This window comes from Bosea vaviloviae, from assembly GCF_001741865.1.
Lineage (GTDB): Bacteria > Pseudomonadota > Alphaproteobacteria > Rhizobiales > Beijerinckiaceae > Allobosea > Allobosea vaviloviae.
Window position 1 is genome coordinate 3859783 of the sequence record NZ_CP017147.1, and the last position, 15099, is coordinate 3874881.

General features: G+C 66.7%; 11 protein-coding genes. 10 read left to right on the plus strand and 1 reads right to left on the minus strand.

Features of this window, described 5'->3' with window-relative positions; all coding sequences use genetic code 11:
* Position 1 precedes the first annotated feature (1 nt).
* The 10 genes from BHK69_RS17775 to BHK69_RS17820 all read left to right on the plus strand — a co-directional run bounded on the left by BHK69_RS17775 (position 2) and on the right by BHK69_RS17820 (position 14218).
* Positions 2-922, plus strand: a complete 921-nt coding sequence (locus BHK69_RS17775) for an ABC transporter permease (RefSeq protein ID WP_069691258.1) — start codon at positions 2-4, stop codon at positions 920-922.
* Positions 919-2145, plus strand: a complete 1227-nt coding sequence (locus BHK69_RS17780; RefSeq protein ID WP_083269512.1) for an ABC transporter permease — start codon at positions 919-921, stop codon at positions 2143-2145. Before BHK69_RS17775 ends, BHK69_RS17780 begins: the two co-directional genes overlap by 4 nt.
* 435 nt (positions 2146-2580) lie before the next feature.
* Positions 2581-3450, plus strand: coding sequence for an ImuA family protein (locus BHK69_RS32125; RefSeq protein WP_199578931.1), 870 nt, complete (start codon positions 2581-2583; stop codon positions 3448-3450).
* A complete protein-coding gene (locus BHK69_RS17790; RefSeq protein ID WP_148663476.1) occupies positions 3356-4900 on the plus strand; it encodes a Y-family DNA polymerase in 1545 nt (514 codons plus the stop codon). Before BHK69_RS32125 ends, BHK69_RS17790 begins: the two co-directional genes overlap by 95 nt.
* Positions 4901-4910: 10 nt before the next feature.
* The gene (locus tag BHK69_RS17795) at positions 4911-8354 is read left to right on the plus strand and encodes an error-prone DNA polymerase (RefSeq protein WP_083269515.1); all 3444 of its coding nucleotides are present in this window, start codon (positions 4911-4913) and stop codon (positions 8352-8354) included.
* A 173-nt stretch (positions 8355-8527) separates the two neighbouring features.
* Entirely contained in the window at positions 8528-10126 is a 1599-nt protein-coding gene (locus tag BHK69_RS17800) for an ABC transporter substrate-binding protein (protein WP_069691259.1), read from the plus strand.
* Between the two features lie 229 nt (positions 10127-10355).
* Complete coding sequence (locus BHK69_RS17805) at positions 10356-11309, plus strand: ABC transporter permease (protein ID WP_069691260.1); 954 nt, start codon at positions 10356-10358, stop codon at positions 11307-11309.
* Between the two features lies 1 nt (position 11310).
* Positions 11311-12201 (plus strand): ABC transporter permease, encoded by an 891-nt coding sequence (locus tag BHK69_RS17810; RefSeq protein WP_069691261.1) that lies wholly within the window; start codon positions 11311-11313, stop codon positions 12199-12201.
* A 2-nt stretch (positions 12202-12203) separates the two neighbouring features.
* Positions 12204-13241: an ABC transporter ATP-binding protein gene (locus BHK69_RS17815; RefSeq protein WP_069691262.1), complete on the plus strand. Its 1038-nt coding sequence runs from the start codon at positions 12204-12206 to the stop codon at positions 13239-13241.
* Positions 13238-14218, plus strand: a complete 981-nt coding sequence (locus BHK69_RS17820; RefSeq protein ID WP_069691263.1) for an ABC transporter ATP-binding protein — start codon at positions 13238-13240, stop codon at positions 14216-14218. Before BHK69_RS17815 ends, BHK69_RS17820 begins: the two co-directional genes overlap by 4 nt.
* 12 nt (positions 14219-14230) lie before the next feature.
* On the opposite strand, the gene BHK69_RS17825 is transcribed toward BHK69_RS17820, so the two are convergent.
* Positions 14231-14980 carry a SapC family protein gene (locus tag BHK69_RS17825; RefSeq protein ID WP_069691264.1) on the minus strand — a complete coding sequence of 250 codons (750 nt, stop codon included), beginning with the start codon at positions 14978-14980 and terminating at the stop codon, positions 14231-14233.
* Positions 14981-15099 lie beyond the last annotated feature (119 nt).

Consider the following 15099-nt stretch of genomic DNA (forward strand, 5'->3'; position numbering starts at 1 on the left):
CATGGCAGCGCTTCGTCAACTCTGGAGCACCATCACTGACCGGCACGGGCTGGGCGTCGCGGTCTTCATCGGCGTCGCGGTGCTGTTCTGGGTGCTGGTCCTGATCGTGCTGCCGCAGCTGGCGATGTTCGACGTCTCGCTGCGCCACAACCTGCCGCGACCCGAGATTGGCGGGCCGGCCGATGTCTACACCTTGAAGAACTACAGTTATTTCCTGTTCGGCAATGGCGCGCTGAACACGCTCGACATCGGCGTGCTGGTCAAGACCTTGATCGCCGCCGTCATCGTCACCCTGCTCGACATCGTCATCTGCTACCCGATCGCCTTCATCCTCGCCCATTCCGCCACCGGCGTCGCGGCGCGGATGATGGTCATCGGCCTGATCGTGCCCTTCTGGATCAACGACATCCTGCGCGCCTTCGCCTTCCGCATCCTGTTCGGAGCGACAGGCGTCATCAACGGCATCGGCCAGGCGCTGGGCCTGTGGTCGAGCCCGATCGACTTCATCCGGGCCGATGTCGCGCTCTATGCCGGGCTTGCCTACACCTACACCTTGCTGATGGTGTTCTCGATCTACAACGCGGTCGAGACGCTCGACCGTAACCAGATCGAGGCGGCGCGCGACATGGGCGCAAGCTGGTGGCGGGTGCATTGGCGCGTGGTGCTGCCGGTCGCCAAGCCCGGCATCGCATCCGGCGCGACCATGGTCTTCATGCTGACGGCGGGCGCGCTGGCGGCCCCGCAGATCCTCGGCGGGCCGTCGAACCTCTGGTTCACCCAGATCATCTATCAATGGTTCAACGATGCCGGCGACTGGCAGCGCGGTTCCGCCTACGCCACCATCCTGCTCGGCGTCTGCCTCGCCTTCGTCTTCCTGATGATGCGCGTCTTCAAGGTCTCGATCGGAGCGATCGGGCGATGACGACGCGTGGCATGGGCGGCGGCCTCTTCGCATTCAGCTACGCGCTGTTGTTCTTCCTGTTCCTGTTCGGCCCGCTGATCATCATGGTGATCACGGCCTTCAACTCCTCGGCCTTCCCCAGGGTGGTGCCGTGGGAGTGCTTCACCACCGACTGGTTCGGTGTGCTGGTGCGCAATGAGCGATTGATGAGCGGGCTGTGGACCAGCCTCGCGATCGGCATCGCGGTGGTCGCGATCGCGGTGCCGTTCGGGCTGGCGGGCGCGCTTGCTCTCGCCGATATCGGCCCGCGTCTGCGGGCCGGGCTCTATGCCGTGCTGATCACGCCGATCCTGATCCCCGGCGTCGTGCTCGGCATCTCGACCATCGTCTTCTGGAGTTTTGTCGGGCGCGGGGTCGGCGCCAGCTACGATACGGTCTTCTACAACGGCTTCTTCCTGACGCTGCTCGGGCAGGTCGCCTTCATCGCCTCCTATGCCATGCTGGTCCTCAACGCCCGGCTTCAGCGCTTCGATCCGACGCTGACCGAAGCCGCGCTCGATCTCGGCGCGACGCCGGGCCAGGCCTTCCGCAAGATCCTGCTGCCCTTCATGAAGCCGGCGCTCGGCTCGGCCGCCTTCATCACCTTCCTGGCCTCGTTCGAGAACTACAACACCACCGTCTTCACCATCCTGTCGGGCAACACCTTCACCACGGCGCTGGCCTCGAAGGTCAGGCTCGGCACCGACCCTTCGCTCTCGGCGCTCGCCGTCATCATCATCGCGGTGACGCTGATCGGGGCTATGGTCAGCGAGGCCCATACCCGTCGCCAGGAGCTTCTGCGCAGCGGCAAGGCCGGCCAGTCCCGGCTCTACGCCAACCCGCTCTCGCGCCTGCTGACGCATCCGGGCGCGATCCTCGTTCTGCTCGTCGGCGTGACGGGCTTCATCGCCTGGTCGGCAAGCCGCGTCGACGCGGATTTCTGCCGCGCCGCGATCCTGCAGGAGAAGCAGCAAGTGCAGGAAAGGCTGATGCAGGAGCAGCGCAACCGCATCCAGCAGCAGGCCCCGGCGCAGCCGGCAATGCCGTCGCCCTCCAACAACCCGTCACCCTTCGGCGGCGCGTTCAATCCGAATTCGCTGGCGCCGCCGGCCCAGCCTGCGCCTCCCGCCGCGCCGCCGCCGTCGAACAATCCCTCGCCCTTCGGTGGAGCCTTCAACCCGAACTCGCTTGCCCCCAAGCAATGACGGTGGGTTTCAGAGGACAGACAGCAAGACTTAAGCGGCGGTTTGAGGTCTGAGCCCTCATCCTGAGGAGCCACGCTATCCCTTGGGAATGGCTCCTCAGAGCCTGTCTTGAAATAAACCAAGTGATATCAGTAGCTTCCGATCGCTTGCCATCCCCCGCGCCGTCATCCTGGACAAGTGGCGCAGCCGCGCAGCTCCGGGATCCATCGGAGAGCTCCGGAGCCCTCCGATGGATCCCGGGCCGAAGCTTCGCTTCGCCCAGGATGACAGCGCGTAGGTGATCAAGACAGAGCCATTGAAATCATTGGCTTCAGGCCAGGCTCCCGGTGAAAATATGGCCGGGACGAGCGCCTTCCAACGCGTTCCCCGATTCAAGCGACTCGCCTTCGCGCGGAGCACGTTCTATATAAGAACAAAGAGAGAACATGCATCCCGATGAACCCGAACCCCGCCCCTCTCGCCCTAGCCGATCTGCGGCGCAGCCTTGCCGAAGCGGCGCTGCGCACCGCGCCGGCTGCGGTCGGGCGTGTGAGCTTCGGAGCGCCTGCTCTTGATGAGCCGCTGGGTGGAGGCATCGCGCGCGCGGCGCTGCATGAGGTTTACGCGCCGGGAACGGCGGACCTCGCTGCGGCGACGGGTTTTGCCGTGGGGCTGACGATCCGGGCGGCGCAGATGCGCCCGGTCCTCTGGGTCAGGCAGGATGTTCTCGATGCCGAGACCGGGCGTTTGCACCCGCCGGGGCTGGCCGAGCTCGGTCTCGACCCGGCGCGCATCCTTCTGGTGCGGGCGCGCGATGCGCAGGACGTGCTGCGGGCCGGCGCGGAGGCCGCGCGCTGTTCGGCGCTGGGGGCGGTGCTGATCGAGCCCTGGGGTGAGCCGCGCCTGTTCGATCTGACTGCGAGCCGACGATTGGCGCTGGCGGCGGAGGGGGCCGGCGTCACGACGGTGCTGCTGCGTGCGAGCGCCCGGCAGGATGCCAGCGCCGCCCGGACCCGCTGGTTGGTGCGCGCCCTGCCGTCGCGGGCCCTGGAGGCCAATGCGCCGGGCGATCCGGCTTTCAGTCTCAGGCTGCTGCGCGATCGCGGCGGCCTGGGCGAGCGTGAGTGGCGTGTGGAGTGGAACCGTGACCGACAATCTTTCCATGAGAGAGCCGCCTTCCAAGAGAGACCCGCCTTCCATGAGAGAGCCGGCAGCCAGGGAAGAGCACAGGATGCCGCGCCGCTATCTCGCCCTCTGGTTCCCCTTCCTGCCGACGGACCGGCTGCGGAGGGAGCGCGGGGTCCCGGCTTCCGGCGGGCGGGGTGAATCGCCGCTGGTCGTGGTCGAGACGGTGCGCAACGCGCTCCGGCTGGTCGATTGCGACCAGAACGCCGTCAGGCTCGGGCTCACGCGAGGGCTGACGCTCGCCGATGCGCGCGCCCGGATTCCGGACCTCATCGTGATCGAGGCCGAGCCGCAGGCCGATCAGCGCCTGATCGAGCGGCTGGCCGCCTTCTGCGACCGCTTCACGCCGCTAGTAGCACTCGACCCGCCTCATGGCCTGCTGCTCGACATCACCGGCTGCACCCATCTCTTCGGCGGCGAGGCGGCGCTTCGGGCCATGATCGCCGAACGGTTGCGGGCAGGCGGGCTCCATCAGCGCAGCGCGATCGCCGGAACGCCGGAGGCGGCGCATGCGCTCTCCCGTTTCGGCGCGGGCGGCATCGTGCCGCCAGGCGAAGACGAGGCCATGATCCGCCCGTTGCCGGTCGCGGCATTGGAGATCGGCGCCGAGACCGTCATCGCCTTGTCCCGGGCCGGGCTGAAATCGGTGGGTGACCTGGCCGAGCGGCCCTCCATGGTCCTGTCCGCCCGTTTCGGCGAGGATCTGGCGATCCGGCTCAGGCGTACGCTGGGCCGGGAGGATGTCCGGATCACGCCGCTGCGCCCGGCACCCACTTGCATGGTCGAGCGGCATTTCGCCGAGCCCCTGCTGGACATGCAGGGGCTGGAGGCGGTGGTGACGCGATTGATCGCGGAGGCTACCCGCCTGTTGGAGCAGCGTGGCGAGGGTGGGCGCGCCTTCGAGGTCAGCCTCTTCCGTACGGACGGCGCGGTCAGGCGGTTGGGCATCGAGACCGGCCGGCCCTCGCGCGACGCCGACGCGATCCTCAGGCTCTACCGCGAACGCATCGACACGCTGGCGGACCCGCTTGACCCGGGCTTCGGCTTCGACGCGATCCGCCTCGCCATCCCGGCCTGCGAGCCGCTGAACACGCATCAGCCCAGCCTGGACGGGCGCGCCGTCGAGGACGAGGCGGTGGCCGAGCTCCTCGACCGCCTGGTCACCCGTTTCGGCCGCGACCGTGTGCTGCGGTTTGCCGCGCGGGACACGCATGACCCGCGTCGTGAGGCGAGGGCGGTTCCGGTCGCCGCGTCCGCGTCAGCGATCGCCTGGCCCATGCCCGAACCCAACGAGCCGCCGACGCGTCCGCTCCAGCTCTTCGAGCCGCCGCAGCCGATCGAGACCTTGGCCGAGGTGCCGGACGGGCCGCCCTTGCGTTTCCGCTGGCGGCGCGTGCTGCACGAGATCGCCCGCGCCGAGGGGCCAGAGCGCATCGCGCCGGAATGGTGGCGCGACGGGCCAGCCGAGCCGGCGCGCGACTATTACCGTGTCGAGGACGCGCAAGGGCGCCGCTTCTGGCTCTTCCGCGCCGGGCTCTATGAGCGCGAGAACGAGATGCCGCGCTGGTTCCTGCACGGGCTTTTCGCGTGAGAAACTTGGCATGAATCAACCTCTGAACGCTTACGCGGAACTCGTTGCTGCAACGAACTTTTCCTTCCTGCGCGGCGCCTCGCCCGGTCCCAATCTGGTGCTGAGCGCCCTGCTGCTCGGCCATGCCGGCATCGGCATCGCCGACCGCAACACGGTCGCGGGCGTGGTGCGCGCCTTCAGTGCCCTTGCCTATCTGCGCGAGCATGGTTTGCCGGAGCCCGAGAAGATCCGCGAAGGCGGCAGCCCGGGCGAATTTATCTGGGTCGAGAACCCGACCTTCGCCGATCTGCCCTTCACCGGACCGCGGCTCCAGAGCATGGCCAGGGCCTTCAAGCTCGCGGTCGGCAGCCGGCTCGTCTTCGCCGACGGCACGCCCGACATCGTCGTCTACCCCGCCAATCGCGCCGGCTGGGGAAGGCTCTGCCGCCTGCTCAGCCAGGGCAATCTGAAGGCACGGAAGGGCGACTGCATCCTGCATCTCGACGATCTGCTCTCGGATGCGCGCGACCTGCTGCTCATCGTCATTCCGGGCAAGCGCCATGACGCTCTGCCCGCGCTGCTCGCCCGCCTGGACGAGGCCGCGCCCGGCGCGGTCTGGCTGGCGGCCAGCATGCATCGCAAGGGCGACGATCGCCGCCGTCTCGCCCGGTTGAAGTCGATTGCGGCTGCGACCCGCACGCCGCTGCTGGCCACCAATGACGTGCTCTACGATGCCCCCGAGCAGCGCGATCTGCAGGACCTGCTGACCTGCATCCGCGAGGGCGTCGCTATCGACCAGGCGGGCCGCTTGCTCGAGGCCAATGCCGAGCGTCATCTCAAGGCCGGGCAGGAGATGGCGCGGCTTTTCCGCGATGCGCCCGATGCGATCGCGGAGACGCGCCATCTGCTCGGCCGCATCGAGTTCGACCTGGGCGAGCTCACCTATGAATATCCCGACGAGCCGGTGCAGCCGGGCTGGACGGCGCAGGGCTGGCTTACGGAGCTGGTCCGCAAGCGCTCGCAGATGCGCTATCCCGATGGCGTGCCCGCGAAGGTGCAGGCGCTGCTCGACCAGGAACTCGTCCTGATCGGGAAGCTCGAATATGCCCGCTATTTCCTGACAATCCGCCAGATCGTCGAATTCGCCGACAGCCGGGGCATCCTCTGCCAGGGCAGGGGCTCGGCCGCCAATTCCGCCGTCTGCTATGTGCTCGGCATCACGGCGGTCGATCCGGCCGAGAACGACGTGCTCTTCGCCCGTTTTATCTCCGAGGAGCGCCGCGAGCCCCCCGATATCGATGTCGATTTCGAGCATGAGCGGCGCGAGGAGGTGATCCAGTGGATCTACGGGAAATACGGCCGCCACCGCGCCGGCATCGCCGCGACCGTGATCCGTTACCGGCCGCGCAGCGCCATCCGCGATGTCGGCAAGGCGCTGGGCCTGACCGAGGATGTCACCGCCCGGCTCGCCGACACGCAATGGGGTAGCTGGGGCACCGAGATCGGCGACAATCATGTCCGCCAGGCCGGGCTCGATCCGACGAACCCGACGATCCTGCGCGCGGTCGGCTTCGCGCTCAGGCTGCTCGGCTTCCCGCGCCATCTCTCGCAGCATGTCGGCGGCTTCGTGCTGGCGCGCGGCCGCCTCGACGAGATGGTGCCGATCGGCAATGCCGCGATGGACGACCGCACCTTCATCGAATGGAACAAGGACGACATCGACGCGCTGCGCCTGATGAAGGTCGATGTGCTGGCGCTCGGTATGCTGACCTGCATCCGAAAAGCCTTCGACCTGCTGCGCGAGCATGAGGGCAAGGATTTGGGGCTGGCCGATGTCCCCAATGACGACGAAGCGACCTACGACATGCTCTGCGAGGGCAAGTCGCTCGGCGTCTTCCAGGTCGAGAGCCGGGCGCAGATGAATATGCTGCCGCGTCTGAAGCCGCGCGTCTTCTACGATCTCGTCATCCAGGTCGCGATCGTCCGGCCGGGCCCGATCCAGGGCAACATGGTCCACCCCTATCTCAAGCGACGGGCTGGGCTGGAAGAGGTGGTCTATCCTTCACCGTCGCCCGAGCATGGCCTGCCCGACGAACTCGTCGAAGTGCTCAAGAAGACCTGCGGCGTGCCGCTCTTTCAAGAGCAGGCGATGAAGCTCGCCATGGTGGCGGCGAAATTCAGCGATCCCGAGGCCAACCGCCTGCGCCGCGCCATGGCGACCTTCCGCAATCTCGGCACGATCGGTCAGTTCGAGGAGATGATGGTCGGGCGCATGGTCGCGCGCGGCTATGAGCGCGATTTCGCCCAGCGCTGCTTCGACCAGATCAAGGGCTTCGGCAGTTACGGCTTTCCCGAGAGCCACGCCGCCTCCTTCGCCAAGCTGGTCTACATTTCCTCCTGGCTGAAATGCCACCACCCCGCGATCTTCGCCTGCGCGCTGCTGAATTCGCAGCCGATGGGGTTTTACGCGCCGGCGCAGATCGTCCGCGAGGCGCAGGAGAATGGCGGCGTGGAGGCGCGCGCCATCGACGTGAACTTCAGTGGCTGGGACAACGGGTTGGAGCGGCAATCGGCAGTCGGCAGTGGGCAGTCGAAAGAAACGAACCCGATGTCGTTCCCAACTACTGCCGACTGCCTACTGCCGACTGCCCCTTACACCTTCGCGCTCCGCCTCGGCTTCCGCCAGATCGACGGCTTCCAGGAGGAATGGGGATTGCGCATCACCAAGGCCCGCGGCGAAGGCTATGCCGACGTCGAAAACCTCGCCCGCCGCGCCAGGTTGCCGGCCCGCGCCATGCGCCTGCTCGCCGATGCCGACGCCTTCCGCTCGCTCGGGCTCGACCGACGCGAGGCGCTCTGGGCCGTGCGCCGCCTGCCCGATGACGAGACGCTTCCCCTGTTCGCCGCAGTGCAGGCGCATGAGCTGGGCGAAGAGCCCGCCATGGCGCTGCCCGTCATGCCGTTGCCCGAGCACATCGTCGCCGACTACCAGACGGCGCGCCTCTCGCTGAAGGGCCATCCGATGGGCATGCTGCGGCCGCTCTTCAGGCGGGAGGGCGTGCTGAGCTGCGCGCAGACCGAGGCGAAGCCGGACGCCGCCTGGGCGCGCACCGCCGGCGTCGTGCTGGTGCGCCAGCGCCCGGGCAAGGGCAACGCCGTCTTCATCACGCTGGAGGATGAGACCGGCATCACCAATGTCGTGCTTTGGGCGCGGCTGTTCGAGCGCTTTCGCCGCGAGGTCATGGGCGCGCGGCTGCTGCTGGTCGAGGGCCGGGTGCAGAAGAGCCCGGAAGGCGTGACGCATCTGATGGCGCAGCGCGTGATCGACCGCACCGCCGACCTACTGAGCCTCTCGGATACGCATCGCACTGAGAGCGCCGCAACACTGACCGACGAACTTCTGCCCCCGCAAATTCCGCGCGGCCGCCATCCGCGCAATGTCCGCATCCTGCCGAAATCGCGGGATTTCCATTAAATCCGGATTCTGCCTATTTTAGCGGCAAGAGCGACTGCGTGCCTTTTAGGCAAATCTTTGCACGACGGTTGCCTCAGTAAAGATCGCGGCGGTGCATGGCGTTGCTCTGCCGCGCCGCACTGGCACAGCCTTTGCTCAGGCTTCTTCGAAATCATCCATTTCGGAGTTAGCCGATGATCCGTTCCGCTCTCGCCTTGTCTTTTGCCGCAGGGCTCCTGCTCGCGGCGCAATCGGCTTCCGCCCAGGGCACGCTGCGGATCGGCATGACGGCCTCCGACATCCCGCTGACCACCGGCCAGACCGACCAGGGCGGCGAGGGCATGCGCTTCATGGGCTATACGGTCTATGACGGGCTGATCAACTGGGACCTGAGCAAAGCCGACAAGGCCTCCGATCTCGTGCCCGGCCTCGCCACGAGCTGGGCCGTCGATGCCGCCGACAAGACCAAATGGACCTTCGTGCTGCGCGAGGGCGCGAAGTTCCATGACGGCTCGGAATTCACCGCCGACGCCGTTGTCTGGAACCTCGACAAGCTCCTGAAGAACGACGCTCCGCAATTCGACCAGCGCCAGGCTGCGCAGGGCCGTTCGCGCATCCCGGCTGTCGGCACCTACAAGGTGATCGACAAATACAAAGTCGAGATCGTCACCAAGACGCCCGATGCGACGCTGCCCTATCAGATCGCCTGGATCATGATGTCCTCGCCGGCGCAATGGGAGAAGCTCGGCAAGAGCTGGGACGCCTTCGCCAAGACGCCTTCGGGCACCGGCCCCTGGCAGCTCACCGCCTTCCAGCCGCGCGAGCGCGCCGAGCTTTCGCCGTTCCCCGGCTATTGGGACAAGGCGCGTGTGCCCAAGCTCGACAAGCTCGTGCTGCTGCCGCTGCCGGAGCCCAATGCCCGCGCCGCCGCCCTGAGGGCGGGGCAGGTCGACTGGATCGAGGCGCCGTCGCCCGATCTCGTGCCCTCGCTCAAGAGCGCCGGCTTCCAGATCGTCACCAATGCCTATCCGCATAACTGGACCTGGCATCTCTCCCGCGCCGAAGGCTCGCCCTGGAACGACATCCGCATCCGCAAGGCGGCCAATCTGGCGGTCGACCGCGAGGGGCTGAAGGAATTGCTCGGCGGCATGATGATCCCGGCCGAGGGCTTCTATCCGCCCGGCCATCAATGGTTCGGCAATCCCAGCTTCAAGCTGAAATACGATCCCGAGGCGGCCAAGAAGCTGCTCGCCGAGGCCGGCTATTCGCCTGCCAAGCCCGTGCAGACCAAGATCCTGATCGCGCCCTCTGGCTCCGGCCAGATGCAGCCCTTGCCGATGAACGAGTTCGTCCAGCAGAACCTCGCCGAGGTCGGCATCAAGATCGATTTCGAAGTCGTCGAATGGAACACGCTGATCAACATCTGGCGCGCCGGCGCCAAGCATGAATCCTCGCGCCAGGCGACGGGCATGAACTACACATATTTCATCCAGGATCCATTCACCGGCCTGATTCGGCATCTGCAGTGCAATCTGCAGCCGCCGGCGGGCACCAATTGGGGCTATTACTGCGACCCCGCGATGGACAAGCTCTTCGAGCAGGTCCGCAACACCTTCGACCCGGCCGAGCAAACCAAGGTGCTGCAGAAGATCCATGAGAAATATGTCGATGAAGCGCTGTTCCTGATGGTGACGCATGACGTCAACCCGCGCGCCCTGAGCCCCAAGGTGAAGGGCTTCATTCAGGCCCAGAACTGGTTCCAGGACTTCTCGCCGATCTCGATGGCGAAGTGAGGCGGAGAATGGCTCGCATCGCCGCGGAGACAGCACGACAGAAGCCGTCATGGTCGGGCAAGTTTCGACGGAGACCGACATATGTCGGTCATCCGTCATGGTCGGGCTTGTCCCGACCATCCACGTCTTCGCTGGTCGAGGATCGCGTTCAAGACGTGGATGCTCGCCACAAGGGCGAGCATGACGGCCGCGGAGTCGGATTGCTATCAGGTTGGGCTGTGGCAACCCCATGCTGAGCTATCTCGCCAAGCGTATCCTCTATGTGCTTCCGGTCGCGTTCGGCGTCAGCGTGTTCTGCTTCCTGCTGGTTCATATCGCGCCCGGCGATCCGCTGACTGCGGTGCTGCCGCCGGACGCCTCGCAGGCGATGCAGGACGAGTTGCGCAAGATCTACGGTTTCGACCGGCCGCTGCCGATCCAGTTCGGCCTCTGGTTGCTGAAGGCGCTGCAGGGCGATCTCGGCACCTCGATCGCCACGGGCAGGCCGGTGGCGGCCGAGGTCTGGCGCGCGGTCGGCAACACGCTGCTGATCGCGGTGCTGGCGACGGTGATCGGCTTCCTGCTCGGCTCGTTCTTTGGCTTCGTTGCGGGCTATTTCCGCGGCTCCTTCCTCGACAAATTCGCTTCGATGCTGGCGGTGCTCGGCGTCTCCGTGCCGCATTACTGGCTCGGCATGGTGATGGTGATCGTGTTCTCGGTGCAGCTCGGCTGGCTGCCGCCGGGTGGGGCGGGGCCGGGCGGTTCGGCCGCCTGGATCTGGGATTGGGAGCATGTCAGCTACATGATCCTGCCCGCCATCACGATGTCGGTGATCCCGATGGGCATCATCGCCCGCACCGTGCGCGCGCTCGTCGCTGACATCCTGAACCAGGAATTCGTCCCGGCCCTTCGCGCCAAGGGGCTGATGGATTTCGGCGTGTTCAAGCATGTCGTGAAGAATGCGGCCCCCACTGCGCTCGCCGTGATGGGGCTCCAGCTCGGCTATCTGCTCGGCGGCTCGATCCTGATCGAGACCGTGTTCTCCTGGCCCGGCACCGGCTTCCTGCTCGGCAACGCGATCTTCCAGCGCGATCTGCCGCTGCTGCAGGGCACGATCCTGGTGCTCGCGATGTTCTTCGTGGGCCTGAATCTGCTCGTCGACATCCTGCAAGGGCTGCTCGATCCGCGCGTGCGGAGGCGCTGAGATGACCACGCTCACCGAGGCCGCTACCCCCGCCGTAGCCCCGCTGGCCAAATCGCCGGGCTATTGGGCCGGCGTCTTCAGGCGCTTCAAGACCGACAAGGTCGCGGTCGGCGCCGGCATCGTCGTCCTGCTAATCATCCTGATGGCGGTTTTCGCCGACTATATCGCGCCCGCCGATCCGACGCGCTCCTCGATGCTGCGGCGGCTGCGCCCGATCGGCACGCCGGGCTATCCGCTCGGCGCCGACGAGCTTGGCCGCGACATGCTCTCGCGATTGATCTTCGGCGCCAGGCTCTCGCTCTTCATGGGCGTGGTGCCGGTCTTCATCGCCTTTGTCTTCGGCTCGCTGATCGGCGTCGCGGCCGGCTTCTTCGGCGGCAAGTTCAACACCATCACCATGCGCACGGTCGACGTGTTCTACGCCTTTCCCTCTGTGCTGCTGGCGATTGCGCTCTCGGGCGCGATGGGGGCCGGCATCACCAATTCGCTGCTGTCGCTGACCATCGTCTTCATCCCGCCGATCGCGCGCATCGCCGAGAGCGTGACGACGCAGGTGCGCGGCATGGATTACGTCGAGGCCGCGCGCGCCAGCGGAGCCGGGGCCTTCACGATCATCCGCGTGCATGTGCTCGGCAATGTGCTGGGGCCGATCTTCGTCTATGCCACCAGCCTGATCTCGGTCTCGATGATCCTGGCCTCGGGCCTGTCGTTCCTGGGGCTCGGCACCAAGCCGCCGACGCCGGAATGGGGGCTGATGCTGAACACGCTGCGCACCGCGATCTATGTCCAGCCCTGGGTCGCGGCCCTGCCGGGCGCGGCGATCTTCATCACCTCGATCTCGTTCAACCTGCTCTCGGACGGCTTGCGCTCGGCGATGGATGTGAAGGGCTGATCATGGCTGAGAACCCGACCCTGGACGAACGCGACCGCGGCGGCGCCGGAACCCCGCTGCTCGAGGCGCGGACCCTGACCAAGCATTTCCCGCTCGGCCGCGGTGCGGTGGTGCGCGCGGTCGATGGCGTCGATTTCGCTGTGCTCAAGGGCGAGACGCTCGGCGTCGTCGGCGAATCCGGCTGCGGCAAATCGACGACGGCGCGCGTGGTGATGCAGCTCATCGCCCAGGACAAGGGCGAGATGCTGTTCGACGGCGAGATCGTCGGCGGGCTCTCGCTCAGCCTGAAGGAATATCGTCGTCAGGCCCAGATGGTCTTCCAGGACAGCTACGCCTCGCTCAACCCGCGCCTGACCATCGAGGATTCGATCGCCTTCGGGCCGACGGTGCATGGCGTCTCGAAGCAAGCCGCAATCCTGCGCGCCCGCGATCTCCTGGTTCGCGTCGGGCTCGATCCCGCGCGCTTTGCCGCGCGCTACCCTCATGAGCTGTCCGGCGGGCAGCGCCAGCGCGTCAACATCGCGCGCGCGCTCGCACTGGGCCCGCGCCTCGTCATCCTCGACGAGGCGGTCTCGGCGCTCGACAAATCGGTCGAGGCGCAGGTGCTGAACCTGCTCGCCGATCTGCGCGAGGAGTTCGGCCTGACCTACATCTTCATCTCGCACGACCTCAATGTCGTCCGCTTCATCAGCGACCGCGTCATGGTGATGTATCTCGGCGAGGTGGTCGAGATCGGCCCGGTCGACGAGCTCTATGACGATCCGCGCCACCCCTATACCCGCGCGCTGCTCTCGGCGATGCCCTCGATGGACCCGGACAACCGGACGATGGAAGCGCCGCTTGCCGGCGATCCGCCCAACCCGATCAATCCGCCCGAAGGCTGCCGCTTCCATCCGCGCTGCCCGCAAGCCCAGACCGTCTGCGCCAAGGTCAAGCCAGTTCTGGCGCGCACTGGGGAGGGAGCGCGACAGGCGGCCTGCCACATGGAGGTCGCGGGCTCAGGCCACAGCCGCGCGCCCAGCCTGGAGGCGGCGGCATGAGCCAGCCTCTCGTCGAAATGCAGAATGTCACGGTGCGCTTTCGCGGCGCCCAGACCGTCCACGCGGTCAACGGCGTTTCGCTGACGCTGGAGCACGGCAAGGTGCTTGGCATTCTAGGCGAGTCGGGTTCGGGCAAGAGTGTGACGCTGAAGACCCTGCTGCGGCTCCTGCCCGAGAGCCGTACCGATATCGGCGGCACCGTCCGGGTCGATGGCCGTGATGTGTTGGCGCTGAACCCGCAGGATCTGTCGGATTATCGCGGCGCCGTCACCTCGATGATCTTCCAGGACCCGGCGCTGGCGCTCGATCCGGTCTATACGGTCGGCGAACAGATCGCCGAGGCGATCGTCCGGCATGAGAAGATCGGCAAGAAGGCGGCGATGGCGCGCGCGCTCGAATTGCTCGAGCTCGTCCGCATTCCCTCGCCGGCGCGACGGCTCAAGGCCTATCCGCACGAGATGTCCGGCGGCATGCGCCAGCGCGCCATGATCGCGCTCGCGCTCGCCGCCCGTCCCAAGCTGCTGCTGGCCGACGAGCCGACGACGGCGCTCGACGCCACCGTGCAGATCCAGATCCTGCTGCTGTTGCGCCAGCTCCAGCGCGACCTCAACATGGGCATGCTCTTCGTCACCCACGATATCGGCGTCGCGGTCGAGGTCTCGGATCGGCTCGCGGTGATGTATGCCGGTCAGATCGTCGAGACCGGCACGGTGCGCGAACTGATCCGCGATCCGCAGCACCCCTATACCAAGGGTCTTCTCGCGGCGAATTTGCACGGCGCCCGGAAGGGCGAGCGGCTGGAGGCGATCCCCGGCGCGCCGCCGGCGCTGAACGAGCCGCCATCCTCCTGCTCCTTCGCGCCGCGCTGCAAGCATGTCCAGGAGCGCTGCCACGCTACCCTGCCGCCGGTCGTGACGCTGGGCGAGGGGCGCGTGGTGCGCTGCGTCCTGGCCGAGGACGCGCTGGCTCCGGCCTGACGCGCGCGGCTTTCAGGCGGCTTCCGCGGCCGCCGCGGCTGTGGCACGGGCTCCTGCGCGATCGCCGAGTGCGCCGAAATTCCCCAGGCTGATCAGATGGGCATAGATCGGCGCGAGATAGCCCTTGCGGCGCAGATCGGCCAGAACGTCGTCGGGCAAGGCGTTGAAGCGCTCTTCGCTGACGGCGAGGAAGCCGCTGAAGCTCGAACTCACACCCGTGGGTGAGCGGATATCGATATTGACCGTCTGGAACAGGTCGAGGGCTTTCAGTTCGGCGGTGAAGACGCCTGTCGCCTTGGCCGCATCGGCATATTCGCCGACGAAGGTGACGGCGCGCTGCAGCATCTCGCTTGGCTCGCCGGCTTCGTTGAAAAGGCGCTCGCCGGCCTGGTCCTGCAGGCCGGTATAGCCGCCATCAAGGCAGATCACCTGCTGCTCCTGCGAAACCTCGCCGCCGATGAACGGATAGCGGCGCAGATAGGCCGGCGCGTGCGCACCGTTCCAGCGTCCGCTCGCTTCGACGAAATCGTTCTCGCCGCTGCGCATCCCGACCATGAACAAGGGCGAGACGCTGCCGGCTTCTTCCAGGAACAGGATCGGCATGTCGCGGCAGCCGAGCACGAATTCCGCCATCAGAGCCGGCACGACATGGCTGCCGGCCGCGAAGGCGTAACCGCGCTCTGCCGGAGCGATCCGCGCATCGCGGTGGATATTGCGATCGAGTACGACGATGCTTGTATAGAAGAGGGGCAATGGCGCCATGGTGCGGCTCTTATCCTGGAGAGACGGGACGGGTTCTCGTGACGGCCTTGGAGCGTGATGCCGGCCCGAAGCTTCGCAGCGGCGACCAGCGGGAGGCGTTTCCGTTGTCACGATCTAAG